The sequence below is a fragment of the Nitrospira sp. genome (assembly GCA_024760545.1).
Lineage (GTDB): Bacteria > Nitrospirota > Nitrospiria > Nitrospirales > Nitrospiraceae > Nitrospira_D.
The window spans coordinates 1475606-1495114 of sequence record CP060501.1; the positions used below are offsets into that span (position 1 = coordinate 1475606).

The following is a 19509-nucleotide window of genomic DNA, read 5'->3' on the forward strand; positions in this document are numbered from 1 at the left end:
CCAATGCCTGATATCTATCTGGTAAAAATCTGATCCAGTAAAAGTAGTCGTTGGTCGAGTTGTTTGCCAAGTTGTTCAAGCTCGCGAGTGGAATGCGAGTATAGATCTGGAAAATCTCCCTTGTCGGAAAGGCTCGCCATTTGTGCGGGTGTCAGTGTTTGGCGCTTAAGGTAAGCATCAAAGATATGTGTAATTTCCTTCAGATCAGCAATCACCAGACGGTAATGTTCTTCGACCTCGGGATACGCTTTGACGATTTCATCATTGCTCGTCACCTGATAGGCTTGAAACATCGCGAGCTGCAGCTGTTTCCTGGCGTCTTGGAGTTTCTGTACGTCGTTACGAGCATCGACCTCATAAAATACTTCGATTGCCTGAGTGCATGTCTGCATGATTCTGGCGTTGTCTAATCGGGCAGCCAGTTTTGTTGAGGGATACAGTTTATAGGCTGCACTTAACTCTCCTACCCTCCCATCGTTCGTATGGCGGATGTCACTAATAACTCCTCGCTCTAGATAACCAACAGACTTGGGCACATCGATAACTTGCAGTGACGGTTCTGGAGGATTGAGCTGCAAGTCGCGAAAGAATCGTTCCAACTCCATATGCATTTGGATAATTTTGTGGCTCAGTTCCGTGGTTTGCCTTGAGGATTCCTTAAAGCTGTTCGTGAGAAGCTGTGCAATGTCTTTGGCTCGAGGATCTTTCTCGCCCATGAGAATTGGCATGATTTCCACCAGACGTTGATTGAGGCCATCAGTCCTGGAACGAATTCCTTTTGAGCAGGCCCTCCAACTATCGGCGTACTGATGATGTCGAGCGATGAGTCGATCAATCTGAACCAGAGCGTCACGATAGTTGAGAGTCAAATAGTCGGCAGGAACGGTATACGGGTTCTCGAAACATGCTTGCCAGAATCCCTCAGTACTACGCTTTGCCTCCAACAAATCACTTATTGCCTTCACTGGGTCGAGAGATGGAGAGACTGCTCCATTGGGAACCACCATCTTGAAATGAAATGTTTTGACGGGTTCGTTATTGAATAGGACCGTCATGGAGTACGATCCTGGTGGATCTCCAGGTGCAACGGTCCAAAGATTCCATATGTTTCCTTGTTTCGTAGGTGTTCGAGCTTTCGTCAGGGTAATAGTTCGTCCATCCTTCGATAACTTGGCTTCTTTGGGAAGCGCTCTGGGTCGATCAGGAAGCGTGATTATTTCGGTTACGAGAACTTGATCATTTGATGACGCTTTCGCAATGTACCCGTAACTGGTAAGTTCTGGAATCAGAGGAACTTCTAACGCGCCTTGTTGCCACTGCCATTTGTCCGACACCATAGCTCGAGTACCGACGACAAAATTGATATCCCCGTCAAATGCCCATGATTGTGTTGTTAGCGCTAGTCCTGTCCAGACAACGAATCTGAGGAGGAGCCAACGAACGTGTCGCATATCCTATCTCCCGATCAGAACCTTCACACAGAGAATAACCATCACGCTCCTGAAATTAATCCAAAAAGCTTCAGATCACATACCGGAGTGCCTATTGCAGGTAAACAAATTTGGCACTCGGGAATGTCGTAAAGAATCAGCCGGCAGGCCATGAACGGCACCTCAACTGGGGGGCGTATTGTAGGAGGGAAGGCCCTTACGGTGCAAGGAAGCCCTCCGAGTGACGACCTTGAATGATTCACGGCTCTTGACCCTGGGTACAAATACTGTAACCACGGGTCACATGGACTCATGGGAACACAAGGATATCCAATTCCACGAGCGGCCCGCTGTCGGCTATCAGGTTTTAACTGGAAGATGCGATCGGATGAAAAGCGAGTGCTCTAGTAGCGCCGCCTGCAGTGGAGGGGGAACGAGTATCAAGCCCTTCGTCTCTTAAGCACCCATCACATCGAAGCACCTTCCGAACCTGGGAAGAAATCAGCGCCTAGACGCACCCCGTCCGGAGTTCCCACCCAAAGAGGCATAGACCACACAAGCCGGTTTGCGTAAAGGTCAGCATCACAAGCAGGCGCAGCCAAGGGCATGACGATCGTTCAAGATCCGGTCGCACCGGGCGTTCTGGTAAGTCTCAGTGAGTTTCCGAATCGCCAGCGTATAGCACCATCACCATAACCGCCTTCCCTCTCCCATTCATATCGTATCCGATACAGTTGGAATCCATTCCGATACGAACGCAAGATGTCTGAACTTCGAATCAAAACTTGAAAGGGACATGAATACGGTACTTTGTGCGCGTCATTACACGTGGCCTAAGAAATGCTCTAGAACGTCGCATGATCAGAGGTTGAAGAAGCCACGATGCAAAAGTCAGAAGAGAAACGAAAGGAGGCGATCATGAGGCTACGCTGGTCCAATGTTCTCGGCTTTGTGATGTTGGCTCCCGCCCTCTTGGTGGATAAAGCTGTTTTCCTGTACGTGCGGCACAACTCAATGACGATCGCGATCGCATACGTGGTGGTGGGCCTTTGCCTCTCATCCTGGAGAGGTGCAGTTCGCCAACAAGCCTAATCCCTGACACCTGCCTCACCGATTCCCACGAAGGGGACACATCCCCTTCGAATCCCCTCAGGTCGCCCGTTCAATTTTCTTTTCAGGAACTGGCGACTGGATTCGAACCAGCGACCTGCGGTTCACGAATTTCCCCTACTACTCCTTCAGACAACGTAACCCCACAGGAAACAACAAGTCAGCCCTCCCCTACCGTGGGCCAAGATGGGCCTCGTTTGTCCTGTCCTGGTAGCAGCGTGGTAGCAAATCCTGATGATATTAAGGAATAAAACTCCTATGAAGGTGGGTACGTCTTGTTAACCGACCAAGAGTGTCGTGTAAGCAGCTTTGCGGCGAGGAAGGATGAAGCGAATGTGGTCAAGCCGAGGAAGAGAAGGCGTAAGTCCTGCTCTAATCCAAGCCGACCTAGATAAGCAGCAAGATACATGAGGGCAACAAAAACCAAGAGAAATGCGCCGCTAAATGAGAGGGGCTTCCACCATGGCAGGGGCAGCCTCATGCGCTTGGTGCCAAGAGAGAAACCAATAGCGACAAGAATTGCAGCAACCATGATGATCCAGAGGCCGAGCTGAATTGACGGCCCACGACCCCATATAGGTTCGTATTGGTCGAACCCATAGACCGCGACTGCATTTGCACCGGCAGCCCAGGTTACGAAAACCGAGCGTGAAAATGGTGGTCGGCTTGAAAGGGCTCATACGCTGGTGGCTGACAATGTTTAGTTGATCCGCATAGGAGCCGTCATCAGTGGCTATGTGACATCTCAAATGTCTTGCTCAGTCAAATCAGAGAGTGAGCCGTCCGGAGACGACACAAAGCCATTAGCAGACATCCAACCACTGCCTAGAAAGAAATGGCGATAACCTTGGATTGCTATACGAATGCGACCGTCTGGAAAGGTTTCTTTCATTATCGTGAACTTGTAGGAGGACAATTCTGATGGGACTTCAACAAGGAAGGCTGGCATTGCGGGCCAATTCGGCCATGTTTCGAGTTCAGTTCGAGGCAAAGCCGCGATTCTATTTTTAATATCCTGAAGGAAAGATGTGGCTTTGTGGTGATCCATTTATTGGGCCATGACAATCCTATCAGCTCCGACGATCCTCGCATTCTCGGTAACGATTCCCCGAGTTCCACCAAAGAGCCAAATCCACTTTCAGATAACGACTCACAATATCGGTAACCAGCGGGCTGCCAAACAGCTGACCCATATTCGTGGTGTACAAAATGCAATACTTAAGGAGTTTACGAAGGATCTTGGAGAACGATTTTCCGATCCAGGTTCAAGCACCTATGCCATATTTCCTGCTGATGTCAATACGTGTGTTATAGGAACAATACGCATAATGGAACTACGAACGAAGGGCAGCGTGGAGATTTCACCTCCTGTTCCAGAGCGGTATAACGATGAGGCATGTAATTGATTGCGAGTTGGTTTAGCAGTCGCAGGACATTGAAACGATGTTAGGAATGACGTAGTCTCTGAATCCCAAGCTGCGAGTTATACGCGCAGAATTGGGAGAACAAGCTGTTATGTGGATCGGCCTAAACACAGTTAGGCGGTACACACCACGCTCATCGGTGGCCGCAGGTCGTGTCGAACTATCACGAAGGAGGAGCAAGCCATGACACAGCGTCTCTCTGGCAAGGTAGCCGTCGTCACAGGCGCCGCCTCGGGAATCGGCTTAGCAACCGTCGTCCGCTTTGTCGAAGAGGGCGCACGGGTCCTTGCCGCAGACAAGGATGGTTCGGCGCAAGTGATGCTTGAAGGACGCTTTGGGGCCGCAGTTCGCTTCGTGCGATGCGATGTGACGCAGCTGGAGGAGTTGCGTTCCGCCATAGAGACTGCTGTGGCGCACTTCGGGGGGCTGGATATTCTCTTTAACAACGCTGGTGCTGGGGGTGCTCCCGCCGGCGTTGAAGGTTTTGATGCCGCCGGCTGGGATGCTACCCATGCCCTACTTCTGCGCGCTGTGGCTGCCGGAACTGCATACGCGGTGCCGCACATGAAGCGTCGCGGCGGTGGAGCCATCATCAACACGTCGTCAGTGTCGGCGCTGCAAGCAGGCTACATGCCGCTCGCCTACTCAGTGGCCAAGGCCGGCGTGCTCCACTACACGCGCGTGGCTGCGGCAGAACTAGCGCCGCAGCGCATCCGCATCAATGCGGTGGTGCCAGGCTTCATCGCCACGCGTATCTTCGGCGGAATGTTCGGCCTCGGCAGCGAAGAGGCGCAGGGCATGGCCGAGCAGATCGCCGAGCGCAGCGGCCGGGCCAACCCAGTCGGCCGCTCTGGCCGACCGGAGGACATTGCGCAGGCTGTAGCCTTCCTTGCCAGTGATGAGGCAGATTTCATCACTGGTACGGCCCTCACCGTTGACGGTGGGTTGACGATCGGACCCCGACATAGTTGGGATATGGACCCCACGCTTGCCACGCCGATGACTGATGCGCTCGGAGTCAGCCGTGGGGAGCTGTTGGCAATGCGCGCAAACGCAATCGCGCAATCACAGAAGCGTTGACGTGCCGCCTAACCCCTCGCTCAACACCGGACCCTGCACGGCTGGCGCGGGTTCCTCGCTCTTTCTATTCCAGGACAGATCAGGGATAGGACCATGCCGCGCACACCCGGAAAGATCGGAAAGAAAAAACCGGGGGCCTTGGATCGATTAGATGCGATTGTCACAGACGAGTGTAATTACGTAGGCTTTAAAAGTCCCGCCGTGGCTCGTGGTAGCAAAACGGTAGCAGAAGTGGATAACACACAGAATCCCCAGACCGGAGAGGTTGTGCAAATACCTGACTTCCCATGGGGAATTACTGGAGCCGGCGACCCGGATTGAACGGAGCAACCTGTCATCGGTTCGGCCCTGAAGCCTGCCTCACCGATTCATACGAAGGGGGCCAGCCCCCTTGTAAAATCCCCACGAAGGGGACACATCCCCCTTCGAATCCTCTCAGGTCGCCCGTTCAACACAGTGGACCGAGGCCCGCCGCTAGTCCGCAGGCACCATATTATACAAACAGCTTTGCGCGATATGGAGCCGGCGACCCGGATTGAACGGGCGACCTGCGGTTTACGAACACGATTAGGCATGAAATACCAGCATACAGCAGCACACGCTATGTAACCGTATAGACAGTACTAGCAAGGGGTTGTGCTCTGTTATTGCTTCCTGCATCATCCTGTCGTCTCCCCTGACCGTGACCTTTTTCGTAATTCAACCGTGACAGAAACCGTGACGGGGAAGACCCCCCGCCGCCCTTTCGTCGTTGGCGGGTAGCCCACATGGAGTCCTCTAGGACTAGCCATGTATCCAGGGCTGACCATAGGGCATGGGGTATGAGTCCTCGTACTCGAAGCCGTGAAAGGGCTTAATAGTCTTGGCCCAAGTGTTGTTCGAGAATTTGAACGCGGTCGGCTATGTCGATAAGGATACTCATGAGGGCTTTGGTGTGAGCACTAGTGAACTGAGGATTCCGGGTGAGTTCAATCGCCAGCTTGCGGAGCTGGTCGGACGGATGCGTATCCATGGCAACCTCCTGTTGGATGAAGTCAGGAAAAGCTTAGCTTCCAAGTGAGGAGAGGTCAAACCAACGTCACAACTGATGCGAAAGCCGACGAGCCCAAGTGCTGCCTGTTTCACTGCTCAGCGCGGGAATTTGCAGGACCACTGTGCCCCCTCTTCCTCAGACCCCAAGTGCCAAAGCTTTGCTCGATCAGCTCTGCAGCACGTGATGCTCCTCCGCTCGCGTGGATAGCGTCCCGGACCCGTGCAGCGGCGGCACGGTAGGATGGGTCGGACCGTACACGGACCACCGCGGCGCACAGCGTCTGCGGAGTCACCTCCTTGGGGGGAATGGACTCACCCGCCCCAATCCAGGCGAGGCGGGCGGCGACTCCCGGCTGCTCATTGGTAACAGGGATCGCCACCATCGGAAGCCCGGCACCCAGCGCATCGAGAACGATGTTCAGACCGGCATGGGTCACCGCAATGGTAGACCGTCGGAGCAGGTCTCCTTGAGGGGCATAGGAAACCACCACTGGGTTCCCAGGAAGTTTCCCAAGTGCCTCCGGGGATATCCCATTTCCGGTCGAGAGTACCAATTGGGCGTCAACTCCCTCACAAGCCTCCGCAATCACTCGAAACATCCTCACGATACGATTCTGCAGTGTTCCCAGCGAGGCATAGATTAATGGTCGTCCATCGAGCCGTTCCCAAGGAAATGGAACCGGCTGAGTTCCGACCGATCGCTGGAGGGGACCAACGAACCGAATGTGCTTCGGTAACCCACGCCGAGGGAACTCGAATCCATCGGGTTGTTGACTAATTTGTAGCCTGTCAGACCACACGTTCGACATGCCTGCCGGGATCGATAGACGAAGCCTGCGGCGATGGTTCTGAATGCGTGTGACGATTGGAGCATACAGTCGGTTGAGTCCTGCCCATGCGATCCGATTGCGAATCCGTGCCCACCAGGCATCCCGCGGTTGCCAGTGGGTAAAGTACGGTGGGACGACGGGGTCAGGGTTCAGGAGGAGCGCATTACAGATTGTCGCGAACGGGAGCCCGAGCTGGTCGGCAAGGGTACCACCGGGAAACGATGCCTGATCAACCACCAGGGCGGTCACACCGGCGGCACGCACGACAGCCGGGCCGACTTCTAGAATCGAATCAGCCGCGCGTGCACCGATTGCCAGGGTATGCTTGAGCGCTGCCCGGCCCTGGAGTGAGCCGAGCGTTTGAAACTCGGCCTGATACTGATCAGCCGGGAAGATTGATCCTCCGACAGGAACGCTCTCAAACCCAGCCGCCGCGATCGATGAAGGAGGCGCGCCTAACAGGAAGAAGGTGACTCGGTGCCCACGGGCGCGGGTCGCGTCGGCCAGCGCCAACATTGGATTCACATGACCTGGAGTATTCGGGCAGAGAACGCCGATGTGACCCATTAACTGCCCTTTCTCAGCCTATCCAAATGGAATCCGGTTGAGTTTGCTTCCTAGCAGCTTTCTACGTATTAGACACTGCAACATACTCCATGAGTTTCGCCGATTCAATGCAGTCGCGGACGAAGGAGTCGTGGACAACTTCCTCGCTGCGCATCAAGATGGTATGGGAGCAGTTCTTTTCGAGCATTCTTCACGACATGATTTCCTAATCAAAATTTCTTCTATTGGTAACCGAAACGTAGTACGTTCTGTGTCCCATCGACAGCGTCGACGTTGAGTCATAGGTACGGAGGGCACAGCATGAACACTCGGCACACTCGTCTCGCCAGGATTCTCCTGTTCGTCACGATCCTTTGGACCATGGCGGGCAGCCCCGGCTTCCTATCAGCTGCCTCATCCCATGAAGACCATCCAAAACGACATGGTTCCATCGAAGGGGCCCAACCCCAAGGCCAGCCAGATCCTGATCTGCTTCCATTGTGGGCTGCCTTGCTCGGAAAAGCCTCTGGCCCGGTGTCGGTGGCATGGAGTCCCCTCTGGGGCACCCCGCATGCCGTCTATGGCACACTGACCCCTTCAATGGACGTGTCCGAAACATCGGCCCGCCAATTTCTTTCCTCTCATGCGGCCCTACTCAAATTGGACCAATCACTTCCTGGCTTGAGCTTGACGCGGACGGCCGCCACCCTGGCAGGTACGCTATATAGATTCAGTCAATCAGCCGAGGGAGTGCCGGTCTATGGGGCGGAGGTGACCGTGTTCTTCGACAAACAAGGCCGAGTCGTCGCGCTGACCAATACGGCAGTGCCAAGCGCCAGTCTTCTGACCCTCCCGCCAACGGTGACGGATGCCGATGCAGTGAACAGGGCTCGAGGCGCCGTGCCTGCCAGACCAAAGGACGATGAGCCGATGGACGATCTTCCTGGTCCTGCGACCCGACTGGTCATTTATGCGGAGAGCGGCACGCCGACCCTCGCCTGGGAAGTGACGGTGCCCACCCATGGGCCAACGTGGCAAGTGTTTGTGCATGCTCGAAAGGGCACGATCGTGACACCAGCGCGTGATCTCAATCGCTATGTGAATGGAACCGGCCAGATCTTTAAGGTGAATGCGATTGTCGCCTCGGGCATCAACACCTTGACCGACCAAAGCGATTCCGCTGCGGCAGTCCCCGCGATCGCCTATCGCACGGTCATCCTGCCAGGTCTCGCGGGAAACGGTCTCCTCGATGGGCCCTTCGCGTCCAGCAGTTTGACCAAAAGGCGGGTGACGTCGAACAGTCAAAGCTTTGTGTATGATCGGAGTTCGAACGGTTTTAGCGAGACAATGGGTTACTACTATCTTGATTTCGGTCAGCGATATCTCCAGTCCTTAGGCTTTACCAATGTGAATAACCGACAGCAGGCTTTTGCCGTCGACCGGTACAAGGGGGACAACTCGTTCTACTCACCTAAAACCAAGGACATTACTTATGGCCTCGGGGGTGTGGACGATGCCGAAGATGCCGATGTCATTATCCATGAGTACGGCCATGCGATCCAGGATGACATTGTGCCGCTGTTTGGTTCTACTCCCGAGGCGGCTGCGATGGGTGAGGGATTTTCGGATTATTGGGCTGGGACGGTGAACGAGCAGAATTGGCCCGTTTCTGGTCCTCGCAGTGCGTGTCTCGCGTCATGGGATGCTTCGTCCTACGATTCGGCGATCCCGCCTTGTTTGCGCCGGCTCGATAGCACGAAACTGTACCCGCAGGCGATAGTGGGCGAACCTCACGATGATGGAGAGATGTGGTCAGCGGCTCTCTGGCAGATTCATAATCAACTTGGGGCAGCACTGGCCGACACCGCGATCATCCAGCACCACTTTCTGCTGCCGGCCAATGCCACGTTTAATATTGCGGCGAATGCACTCGTGACCACGGCAATTACTTTGAACTATAAAAGTATGAAAGTCGACGCGATCCGCACAATTCTGCGCGCGCGAGGCTTCACGGTGACCAACTAGGGCAGTTTTCCTTCGTGATTCTGTTTCAAGATGATTCCGGAAATCGGTTACAGCACTTTACTCATCCTTCACGCGGGTATAACTCATGAAAACATCGTCTGGCATGGTTCACCTCCCGTAGCTTCGAGTAATTGATTGTTCAGCGCCCAACAATGTTCAACTGGAATTGTTGGCGAACAGTACTCCCGATCCATTATCGTTTCAATGAGGCAGGCGATGGCTGGTTGATATCCACCATAGTGATTCGACTGTGCGATGGCGCAGAATCTAAAAAGTGAATCAATCTGATTCAGAGTGAATCATTTGGATTCAGACGAGCGTCCAAAAGGAAGTATTTTCGCCCAGCAAATGCTTTTCGGAAAGCATTGCCAAGCCACTACTTTCCCGCGACTGTACGTGTGACTAATTGCTCTCCCTCTCCCTTTCAGATCCTATCTGATACAGGTGGAATCCATTCCGATACGAAGGCGAGACGTCTGAACTTCGCATCCAAAAATGAAAGCGACATAAATACAGTACTTTGTGCGCGTCATGACTCGTGGCCCAAGAAATGCTTTACGACCTCGCATTAACCAAGGTGGCAGAATTTCCGATGCGTATCACAAACTTTTCGCATCTTCCAAAAGAGAGTACGTAAGGAGGATCGTATGATGAGAGCTAAGAGCCCACTCGCTCAGCAGACGTTGGCCGGGATTACCCTCTTCCTCGTTTTCGGTGTGCTCGCGATGATCTGGCCCGTCATGATTACCCTCTTCCTCGGCGCGCTCCTGCTGCTCCAATCGTGTGGAGCCGAACTGACCATGACGGCGTTGCATTCATAATCGGGAATGAGTGAGTAGCCATATGCCATGGATCATCGAAGCGATTCTCGTGAGCTCTATTGTGGGACTGACGTACATCATGGTCGCTGCATGGCGCGAGTAGTGGCCTGTTCTTTCAGAAACTGGTCGACCGGAACGTGTGGAACGACTCTAAGTAGTATCTAATTGCGATCGCGATCACATACGTTGTGGTGGGCCTTTGCCTCTCATCCTGGAGAGGTGCAGTTCGCCAGCACACCTGATCCATCCTCGTCAGCGAATGCTGACTCCCGGGCCCTGCTCCGGTAGAATCCTCCCCTATGCCGCTCTCCCCACTCATTCGCTTCGGGACCTCCACCTGGACGTATGAAGGCTGGCGGGGCCAGATCTATCTGAAGCAGTACGAGAAGACGACCTTTGCGCGATAATGTCTGGGCGAGTATTGCCAGTATCTCTATAATGGAGAGCCCTGTTTTCGCACGGTCGGCAACGACTCCACCTTCTACCGGCCACCGACAGCCAACCAACTCCGCAAGTACCTGAGGATCGATGAAAAGATACCGGGAGTCGTTTCTGATGACTACGACGTCACAACATTCCTGGGGCAGTGCTGGAGCCGGCGACCCGGATTGAACGGGCGACCTGCGGTTTACGAAACCGCTGCTCTACCAACTGAGCTACGCCGGCGCCTTGGTAAGACGGAGGGGATGGAACGGCCCGATTTCGGAGGCATGATAACGGCCATCGGTAAGCCTGTCAATGAAGCGAATCGGCCTCGTCTGGCGCTATGGGCCCATAGGCTTCAGATTTGGAGTCGGACCAACAGAGTCGGCTGACGGTTCCGGCTGCCGTGGGGTGGGAGCCGGCTTGGGGTTATTCCCTTTGGCCAACGGATGGATTCTGACCATCGCTTCCTTCCCCACCGACGGCAAGCAGAGCGGATCCTGTTTGTTCCCGAATTGTTCACGAGCGATACGCGCTACCTGCCCCCGAGCATACGTACACAGTTCCCCGGCGACAATGGTGCCATCCCGATCCACATCCGCGATCCCTTGCAGCCCTCGCAAGAGATGATACGTAAACAACCCGTGTTTCCCTTCTTCGAACGCGTGAGCCTCTTGCAGGTGACGATTGCCGACCATCCACATCTCCACATCTTTTCGCCCTTCACCCGCACTGGACATCCAATCAGGTGACGGCATCGCGGCAAGATTGGCGCCCGGAGATGGCTCCAGCGAGACATCGAACATCAGAATGGCTCGTTCGATAGACAGCCGATAAAGAGATTCTTGCAGCCGACGGAGCGGATAGAGCTGCTTCGGTTCAGAGGGTGTTCCATCAAACGGCACGAGCGACACCGCACCGGTCGCTCCATCCACCAGCGCCCGCCCGGCAAAAAACACATAGACGACGGTCTCGGCGTCCGCCCGCTTGCGAAGCCATCGCTCAAACGTCTCTTCAAACTCCCGGTGCAGAGCCTGACGATCAAGCAAGATCTTCATGCGTTCGCGCGGAACGCTCCCGATGGTGTGCAAATACTCCGCCATCACCGCCGCATCATGGCCGGCATACTTGACCTCCGGCATCTGATTGTCACGAAAGGTTCCGACTCCGATCGAAATAATGACGGCTTTCGGCTGTTTGAATGCCGCGAGAGACTTGGGCATATGGTCGACATCCGGAACCGACACCGCAGCCGCGTTTTTGGGCTTGCCTCCAAGGCTGAATATTTTTGGCGGCGGAACGGATTCCAGAAGGCTGGCAGTCCGCAAGTTCAACGTCAGTTCAAACGGATGGGCTCGTTCTGGAACCGTGACTCGTTTTGTCATTGAAGTACGCCTGATCTCTCCCGGCTGGAGCGCGCCGATTAAGATCTCGGGGGGAAACAGGGAGGCTGCCTCGGCTTTTCCTTCGACGGTAACGGCTACGTCTTTAGCTTCCGTCAATCCCTCGTTCTTGACTTCAATTTCGATCGTGATCGCTTCGTCTGGTCCCAGCAACTGGTCACGGTTTTCGTCTCGGATAATGGCACGAAAGCTGAGTTGCACCGGATGGGCCACGTCTGTTGGAGCGGCAGATGGCTGCTCCACCATCTCCGGTACCGCCGCAGGGGGTACCGCGGCTGTCCCAGCCGTCGGCGCCACCGCAGTGGGACGCAGACGCGCAGCCATGGGAACCCACGTATCACGCTGGGCGGCGTATTCTCGGATCTGGACGGATTGCGCCATCTGTTTCGCCAGGCCGTCGGCCACTGAGTCCATGGCTTCCTGAACGATTGCCTCCACCCCCGCTATCTCGCAAGACTGATCACCGACCGTGACGGTCCCCCGCCCGGTGCCGGTAAGTTTCTTGCTGAAGAGTAGAGCCCCATCACGGGCCAAAAACACCATTTCAACCCCCACCGTCGCCGTCGCCGGATATGTCCCCGGCGCGTGCTTCGGAATGGCAAGATCGATCCGTCTAAGTCCCACGCCCACTTCAATCACACCATCGGAGTCGAGAGTCTCCTCAGGCAGGCTCTGGGCAGTGATGCCGGTAAATATCTCGTTCAACTTTTTCGGGACCGACCCCTTCAGAACCTGGGCCAAGGGGAATGACGCCGACTCGCCACACGCATTCTGGAATGGGACCTCCGCCGTGGTGCCGCTGGGCGAGAACCATATGGCCGGCGTTAATGGAATCGGTTGGGAATAGATCGGCTCCTTCCCGCGCTTCAGCAAGGAGCAGCCGACAACCGACAAGACCAGCAACAGAGCCACGCAAGACGTCGCAAGAGATCGGCGCGGTGGGAAGCAACTGGTCAGCATTGTGTGTCGTCCTCTCACGCTGTGGTTATACCGAATTCCCTATGAGCGTCACAACCGGGGAAAGCGCATTGACAGCCCTTTTCCCCCTAGGCTAAGGTCGCCTGCATGTCAACTCCAGCGGTGTCTTCTTCCCCGACTTCCTCAGGGATTCCTTGGTCCGCTCTTGCGCGATTGATTCGTCTGCAAAACCAGACTGGTACCTACTTATTATTATTCCCCACCATGTGGTCCCTGGTCCTTGCCGCTCGGGGGATTCCGCCACCCCATTTGCTCGCGATTTTCATCGTCGCCTCGTTCTTGATGAGGAGTGCGGGTGTGATTCTGAACGATTTGGCTGATCAATCGTTCGACCGGCAGGTCTCCCGCACGAAGACGCGTCCGCTGGCTTCGGGTGAGCTATCGCGACGCCATGCCTATATTTTGCTCAGCGTACTGTTATTCGCGGCCGCAAGCCTTCTGCTCTTCCTTCGCCCCATCGTGGCCTGGCTTACCCCGGTGGCAGTTTTTCTAGCGGCATTGTACCCATATTCCAAACGGTGGCTCCATATCCCCCAAGCCGTACTCGGCATCGCCTTTGGTTGGGGAACGGTCATGGCCTGGGCCGCAGTACAAGGAACATTGGAGGCGCCGGCATGGTGCCTCTTCGGAGCGACGGCTGCCTGGGCGGTCGCCTACGATACCATCTACGCCATCCAAGACCAAGAGGACGACCGACGCATCGGGGTCAAGTCCGCTGCCCTGTACTTTGGTTCGTTCGTGCACTATGGAGTCGGCCTGGCCTTCGGGGCCATGGTGGCCTTCTTGATCGTAGCGGGATGGCTGACTCAGCTAGGATGGCCTTACTACGCGGTTCTCTCGGGAGCGATCCTGTTCTTTCTGTTCCAGATCCGTCAGCTACAAGGACCTCTTACGCCATCACAAGCCTTTGTCATGTTTCGAGCGCATGTCTGGGTTGGCGTAATCATCCTTGCTGGACTGCTGGCGGGCGTGTTGGCTTAAGGCTTTTCGACCGGTTTTTCGGCGACAGGCTCCGCTTTCTCAGCACGTAACGTGGACACGTACATGGTCACAGCCTTCGCATCCGCATCATTCAATCCCAATGCGGGCATGCGTGTTGCCGAATCCATGGCTTGAGGATTCTTGAGCCAGCGGTAGATCCAGGTGGCGTTCAGCCGAAACCCTGCCCGATCGAGGCTCGGTCCGATTTTACCACCCTCGCCGGCAAGGCCGTGGCAGCCGTTGCAGCCGTACTTGTTTTCATACAGTCTCTTCCCACGGTCAGCCAGTTGTGTGGCTTCCGTCGGCTTGACCGTGAGATCAGGCCTGGGAATACTGAGGCCTTTTCCCGGCCTTGTCGAGAAGTTGTTCAGCGCAACCTGGGCCACATCCATCTCTTTTTTGGCTTGGACCATGGCTGCCTGCTCGGCGGCATACGCGGATTCGTCCACTTCGACATCCTTCTTCAAGGCTTCGCTTTTCCGTTCCGCTTCCTCGCTCGCCTTCGTTTCGGCTGCTTCATACGCCTGCTTGGCCTGTTCGAACTTCGCCTGCGCCGCCTTCATACCTTCTTCGAGCGAGGTCTTGCGCGCGGCGACGTTGAACTCCATCTTCATGCCATGCAACGTGCGCACGTGTCCGACGATCGCCCAGATCTCATCCTCCGACAGCGTGTATTTGAACGTGGGCATCGTCGGGACGGCAAAATCGTCGTCCCCGATCTCATCTCCACCTTCTTCGCTGGTGTCCAACATGTCCCGTGAAATCGTATTGAAAAGTTCCTCATCCTTGAACGTGCCCATCTCCGACTTATTGGACAAGTCTTTCGGCTTCGGGTCAGGCATGGCCGACCAATTAAATCCTTCGTTTTGCTTGCCGCTCGGGCCATGACAATCGCTGCAGTAGTGCGTATAGAGTTCCTTCCCCCGCTTCTCCTGCTCGTTCGCGCAGCCACCGGCGACCAAAGCCAAGCTTCCCATCATTCCAAGCGCCAATCCCACGACACCCAGCTTTGCCGCCTTCATGCTCACTGCCCTTTCTTGAGTTTTCGGATCAGGACAAACTGAAATCCCAAGGCCAATGCCGCGGCAACCGCCGCATACATATAAGCGGAATAATCCGGCGGCGCATCGGCCCGGAAATACCACCAGGACGAAACGGCCTTTTGAGATCCTTTTTCGACCAACTCTCCGGCGGCATCTTTCCGTCCGTCCCATACCGCGAAGGCAATGCTAATGAATTGCCCCGGCGTAATTTGGACATCTTCCTCGTCGTGGCCAGTCGATAGATTACGGGAAAAGACCACTTTCCAGGTCCCGTTTGAGTACACGCCCTTCGCTTTCACATCTTGATGCTCTTGCGGCTTCAATGTGCCGAAACCCTTGGCACTCATATCGACGGCCTTGTCCACCTTATGTTTCCAAAACCATATATTGACCGGCCCACCTTCCACCTGCAACATCGGCTGGCCGTGAGCAAAATGAGATTTCTTGTCCCCAACCATGAATTCGAGCGCCGCGGCATCGTCTGGATCTTGGGTGGGATCGCTGTATTCGAGAAGGATCGCGACCTGGTTGCCGTCGTGCAACGCGCGCACGGACACATCCTTGACGGTGACTTCTTGAATACGGTCCTTCCAATGCACCTGTGGCGACATGGGAAAGGAAGCCGGCGCCGCGCTGGTCCAGGCCGCAGCGTTCGGATCGTCCAGGGGCAGCCCGCCAGTCATCAGCGTCGCTCGAACCGCCACGCTCTCCTGAGCGAAGCTGAACGATGCTGCACCGAGAACCATGGCCACGATCACTGCTGTCCCACTCCGCAGAACCTGTCTCACTACCCGATTCGCCGGTTTCATACTGGCCTCGTTCTCCCTACACATCTAGACCCGTGCGCGTTTCCTCGCGCGCTTACTCCCATGTTCGCGGGGATTGATGGGCTCCGTCGTATTCGCCCATGATGATTTTCCAAATCCATTCATCCGGCAATTCCACTTCCCAACGAGGCATCGCGGACTTCCATGGTGTCCCTTCGATCGGAAGACCGACTCCGCCCTTCTTGATGCGCCAGAACAGATAGCTCTCTTGCAACATCGCGATCGTCGTTGGGTCGGCGAAGTTGGCAGGCGCCGGAATAAAACCACGGGCGGCGGGTCCCTTGCCATCGAAGTTGCCCCCATGACAGGGGGAACAAAAGGCCGCGTAGAATCCCTTTCCCTGCATGATATTGTCAGGGGTTTTGGGAACTGGATTCGACAGCCCGGTATACTCGCCCGGCGGCGCCGGATGAATCGTTCTGCTTTCCACCGGTGGAAGATCGCTCGTCGCCGTGCTGCCGTAGGTTTGCCATCCGACCAGCAGGGGGAAGAAAACCAGCACGCCATATCGAAGCGCTTGCAACCCTCCGATCTTCTCTCCGGTCAGGAACCGCTGCATGGGTCCCCAGAAGGCATCTTTAGACTCTCCACTCAACGTTTCATAGATGACGATGCCGGATGCGGTCAGGAGGAGATACAGGAAAATCAGGCTGGAGGGAAGCGGCGCGGAGCCGGGTATGTTCGGCAGCACAAACTTCAGGAACAGGTACATGGCTACCATGAGTATGATCGGCTTACCTAACGAGCCCATACGTTCCTCCCTAGCAGGATGTTGAAAAATCCCTCCAGCTGCGTTCTCACATCGCGCAGAGACTCAACGTACGACAAAAAGTACGTCTCGCCTCTTTGCTCGTTGCGGGCTTGCCCGCGGAAAGGCGCGTCGTGGCGCGCCGGGGTGGGCGGGTGAGAATCGACGGTCTTTTTGAACATCCTGTGAATGTACTGCTGGTTCATGACGTCCGAGGGATCAAGATTTTCACATGTCAACATAGTGGTTCACCAGCCTGCTAACGCGAGTGTGCCTCGGCGACCAGCGCGGATTCGGCCGCTTTGACCGGGGCCTTCGGCGCCGGGCCCGGTATCTCGAGATCCGACAGGCTGACGGAGATCGGCTCGCCGCTCATTTGCTGCAGAAAGGCGATGACAGCCAAAATTTCATTCTTCGAGAGGCCGATCGGGTCTTTGTCGATACGCGGCATCGTAGCCGGATATTCCTTGGGCACGCCGCCATGCCGGTAATCCTGATACACGAAGGCCTGAGGGTCGGTCAGACTTTCATAGAGGAAATCCTTGCTCAACTTGGCGCCGATTCCTTTCAGATCCGGGCAACGCGCGGATTCGCTGGGGCCGATGGAATGGCACAACGCGCATTGGCCTTTACTGAAGAACACCGTCTGGCCGATTGCCGCAATATCGGTCGGTGTCTTGATACTCGCAATGTCGATCTTTTCTTCGGCCGGCGGCAGCGACGCCAACTGCGGCACGGCGAGTGACATGAGCGAAAACAGCCCGAGGACAATGAAGACAAATCCCGTCACCCGGACAAAGGTCGCGCGGATGAAGAGGAGGATGAGAATCCCAAACCCGACGATTGACAGTGCGATCAATTGTAGTTGTGCGACTTCACTCATGGCTCTCCAACTTGCTCGGTGTGTAGCTCATTGCCTGGTTCACTCGCGACTCCCATCTATCCCTGTTGCCGCTCCTCCGGCGCTCCTCCGGCCATCGCAGGAATGCCGTGCGGCAGCTCGCCTTTCCCCGACGCGGCAGCAGCCTTGGTCTTATCGCCCATGGTGGCCACCCAGAAGATAAACGCCACAAGGATGCAGAAGAAAAATGTACAGAAGGCCATGATCAGCGACGCGCTGCCGAGGGCCGGTGAATAGGCATAGGGCGACGAATCGCGCATAACCCCGTACACATGCCAGTGGACCCGAGATGAGGATCGCGCGTAGCCCATCAGTGTCATAAGAAGAATGACCATGACGGCGTTGAGCACCAGCGCATACCCGGCGCGGGGAGGCATACTGCCCCAAACCATTTCCGTTGTCGTCTTGGCACTCTTGAGCAACAACGCCGTCAACGGTGTGATGGTCAGAATCACGAAGATGACGATCAGCACCTGGGACGTGGAGAAATAATTGATGCGGACAATCGCCGGCACAAAGTATCCCCACACACCCAGAACGATGACGGCGAGACTGGCCAATACCAACACGGCCCCCATGACCGCCTTTCCCAGCTTCGCCCACCCGGCTGTATCTTGTTTCCCCGCCCGCCAGTACATGACGAAACTCATGAAGGTAATAAGAATCATGAGGTTGGATACGGTCATTTTGGCGGACATGACGCCCAAGACGCCCAACAAGGGGTGGTGAGCCCCTCCCATCTTCTGGGCCTCTTCGATGCTGGCGACAAGGGAGTGCGGCGTCATCCACACGGCAAGACACAGCAGCAAGCTGACGAGCATCATCAACATCGCCCGCCGATATTTTCCCTCTGATCCGGGAATACGATAGGTAATCCCCAACCAGAAATAATAATTCGACCCGAGAAACAAGACACCGATCAGCATGGCCTGGATGATGAAAAGCCACGACAGGAATCCGCCCATCAGGGTAATGCCCATCTGCTGGTTGTACTGATAGATTTCCCGCATGAGCCAATACCCGGCAAACGGCAGGGCCAACAGGCCGAAGACGCCGATGAAGTTGCCAACATAGCCCATCCAATCGTAATGCTCACGCTCCTCGGGATTCTTGACCGACAAGTATCGGACTCCGGCATAGGCTCCACAGATGTATCCGCCGAGCACGACGTTGGCGATGAGCCGATGGATGTTGATCGGCCACCACGTTGGATTCCACGTCGCGGCCCACGCTCGTTCGATGGCCGTGCCTTCTGAGATGACGACTGGGCTGGACTGAAACGTGGCCCACGCATTGGGCACGATCATGATGAAGAGCGCGAAGAAATTCAGGAGGAATCCCAGGACCACGTGCAACGTTTTCAGCTTGCCGTACTGCATGGCGTCCCATCCGTACCAATACAGATAGAGCGTCGCCGTCTCGAGCAAGAACAGGAGACAGTAGAGCAAAAATGACGGGAAGAAGACATCCGTCAGATAGTTCATCAGTTTTGGGTAGAACGCCACCAAGAGAAACAACAGAATGCCGCCGAACAGGGCGGTCGTCGCATAGGCCGACGTCAGGAGTTTGGTAAATTCCTTGGCAAGCTTATCGTAGCGCTTTTCGCCTCCCCTCCAGGCGATCACTTCGCAGAGCCATGCAAAGATCGGCACACCCAACACGAACCCGGCCAGCAACAGATGCAGCTGCGCAACGATCCACACCAGGTTCCGACTGCCGATATAGGGAATATCGCGATACTCGGTCGGGCCGGTCGCTGTGCCTTCCGCAGCTACGCCGATAGAAGGAAGCGCAAGCCAGACCGCCGTCAACAAGAGACCTGCAAGCCATCCGCCATGGCCGCTGACAGCTCGGAGAGCTAGTTGTATCGTTCCGATCCCCTGTCGTATGGCACTCACCTCACCACC

General features: G+C 55.6%; 14 protein-coding genes and 1 tRNA gene. 5 read left to right on the top strand and 10 right to left on the bottom strand.

Translation table 11 applies throughout. The features are described from left to right. Positions 1 to 14: 14 nt before the first annotated feature. The gene (locus H8K03_07080; protein ID UVT21658.1) at positions 15 to 1055 is read right to left on the bottom strand and encodes a hypothetical protein; all 1041 of its coding nucleotides are present in this window, start codon (positions 1053 to 1055) and stop codon (positions 15 to 17) included. A gap of 1293 nt (positions 1056 to 2348) precedes the next feature. Here H8K03_07080 and H8K03_07085 point away from each other — a divergent pair. Together H8K03_07085 and H8K03_07090 are read left to right on the top strand one after the other, a co-directional pair. After that, the gene (locus tag H8K03_07085; GenBank protein ID UVT21659.1) at positions 2349 to 2522 is read left to right on the top strand and encodes a hypothetical protein; all 174 of its coding nucleotides are present in this window, start codon (positions 2349 to 2351) and stop codon (positions 2520 to 2522) included. 1625 nt (positions 2523 to 4147) lie between these two features. After that, complete coding sequence (locus H8K03_07090) at positions 4148 to 5044, top strand: SDR family oxidoreductase (protein UVT21660.1); 897 nt, start codon at positions 4148 to 4150, stop codon at positions 5042 to 5044. Positions 5045 to 5897: 853 nt separating this feature from the next. Here the strand turns inward: H8K03_07090 and H8K03_07095 are convergent. Both H8K03_07095 and H8K03_07100 read right to left on the bottom strand, forming a co-directional pair. Beyond that, entirely contained in the window at positions 5898 to 6056 is a 159-nt protein-coding gene (locus H8K03_07095) for a hypothetical protein (GenBank protein ID UVT21661.1), read from the bottom strand. A gap of 109 nt (positions 6057 to 6165) precedes the next feature. Then, positions 6166 to 7473: a glycosyl transferase family 1 gene (locus tag H8K03_07100; GenBank protein ID UVT21662.1), complete on the bottom strand. Its 1308-nt coding sequence runs from the start codon at positions 7471 to 7473 to the stop codon at positions 6166 to 6168. Positions 7474 to 7773: 300 nt separating this feature from the next. On the opposite strand from H8K03_07100, the gene H8K03_07105 reads away from it, so the two are divergent. After that, entirely contained in the window at positions 7774 to 9477 is a 1704-nt protein-coding gene (locus tag H8K03_07105; GenBank protein ID UVT21663.1) for a M36 family metallopeptidase, read from the top strand. 647 nt (positions 9478 to 10124) lie between these two features. Then, a complete protein-coding gene (locus H8K03_07110; protein UVT21664.1) occupies positions 10125 to 10298 on the top strand; it encodes a hypothetical protein in 174 nt (57 codons plus the stop codon). Positions 10299 to 10888: 590 nt separating this feature from the next. Here the strand turns inward: H8K03_07110 and H8K03_07115 are convergent. Further along, positions 10889 to 10964 (bottom strand) — tRNA-Thr (locus tag H8K03_07115). Between the two features lie 98 nt (positions 10965 to 11062). Then, positions 11063 to 13084 carry a hypothetical protein gene (locus H8K03_07120; GenBank protein UVT21665.1) on the bottom strand — a complete coding sequence of 674 codons (2022 nt, stop codon included), beginning with the start codon at positions 13082 to 13084 and terminating at the stop codon, positions 11063 to 11065. 105 nt (positions 13085 to 13189) lie between these two features. On the opposite strand from H8K03_07120, the gene ubiA reads away from it, so the two are divergent. Further along, entirely contained in the window at positions 13190 to 14083 is an 894-nt protein-coding gene (gene ubiA / locus H8K03_07125; protein ID UVT21666.1) for a 4-hydroxybenzoate octaprenyltransferase, read from the top strand. On the opposite strand, the gene H8K03_07130 is transcribed toward ubiA, so the two are convergent. The 5 genes from H8K03_07130 to H8K03_07150 all read right to left on the bottom strand — a co-directional run bounded on the left by H8K03_07130 (position 14080) and on the right by H8K03_07150 (position 19500). Next, positions 14080 to 15105 carry a c-type cytochrome gene (locus tag H8K03_07130; GenBank protein ID UVT21667.1) on the bottom strand — a complete coding sequence of 342 codons (1026 nt, stop codon included), beginning with the start codon at positions 15103 to 15105 and terminating at the stop codon, positions 14080 to 14082. The two genes, ubiA and H8K03_07130, sit on opposite strands and share 4 nt — an antisense overlap. 2 nt (positions 15106 to 15107) lie before the next feature. Further along, complete coding sequence (locus tag H8K03_07135) at positions 15108 to 15935, bottom strand: hypothetical protein (GenBank protein ID UVT21668.1); 828 nt, start codon at positions 15933 to 15935, stop codon at positions 15108 to 15110. Positions 15936 to 15987: 52 nt separating this feature from the next. Beyond that, a complete protein-coding gene (locus H8K03_07140; GenBank protein ID UVT21669.1) occupies positions 15988 to 16704 on the bottom strand; it encodes a cytochrome c in 717 nt (238 codons plus the stop codon). Between the two features lie 256 nt (positions 16705 to 16960). Beyond that, the gene (locus tag H8K03_07145) at positions 16961 to 17584 is read right to left on the bottom strand and encodes a cytochrome c (GenBank protein ID UVT21670.1); all 624 of its coding nucleotides are present in this window, start codon (positions 17582 to 17584) and stop codon (positions 16961 to 16963) included. 56 nt (positions 17585 to 17640) lie between these two features. Further along, on the bottom strand, positions 17641 to 19500 hold the full coding sequence (locus H8K03_07150) for a cytochrome ubiquinol oxidase subunit I (protein ID UVT21671.1): 1860 nt from the start codon (positions 19498 to 19500) through the stop codon (positions 17641 to 17643). Between the last annotated feature and the right edge of the window lie 9 nt (positions 19501 to 19509).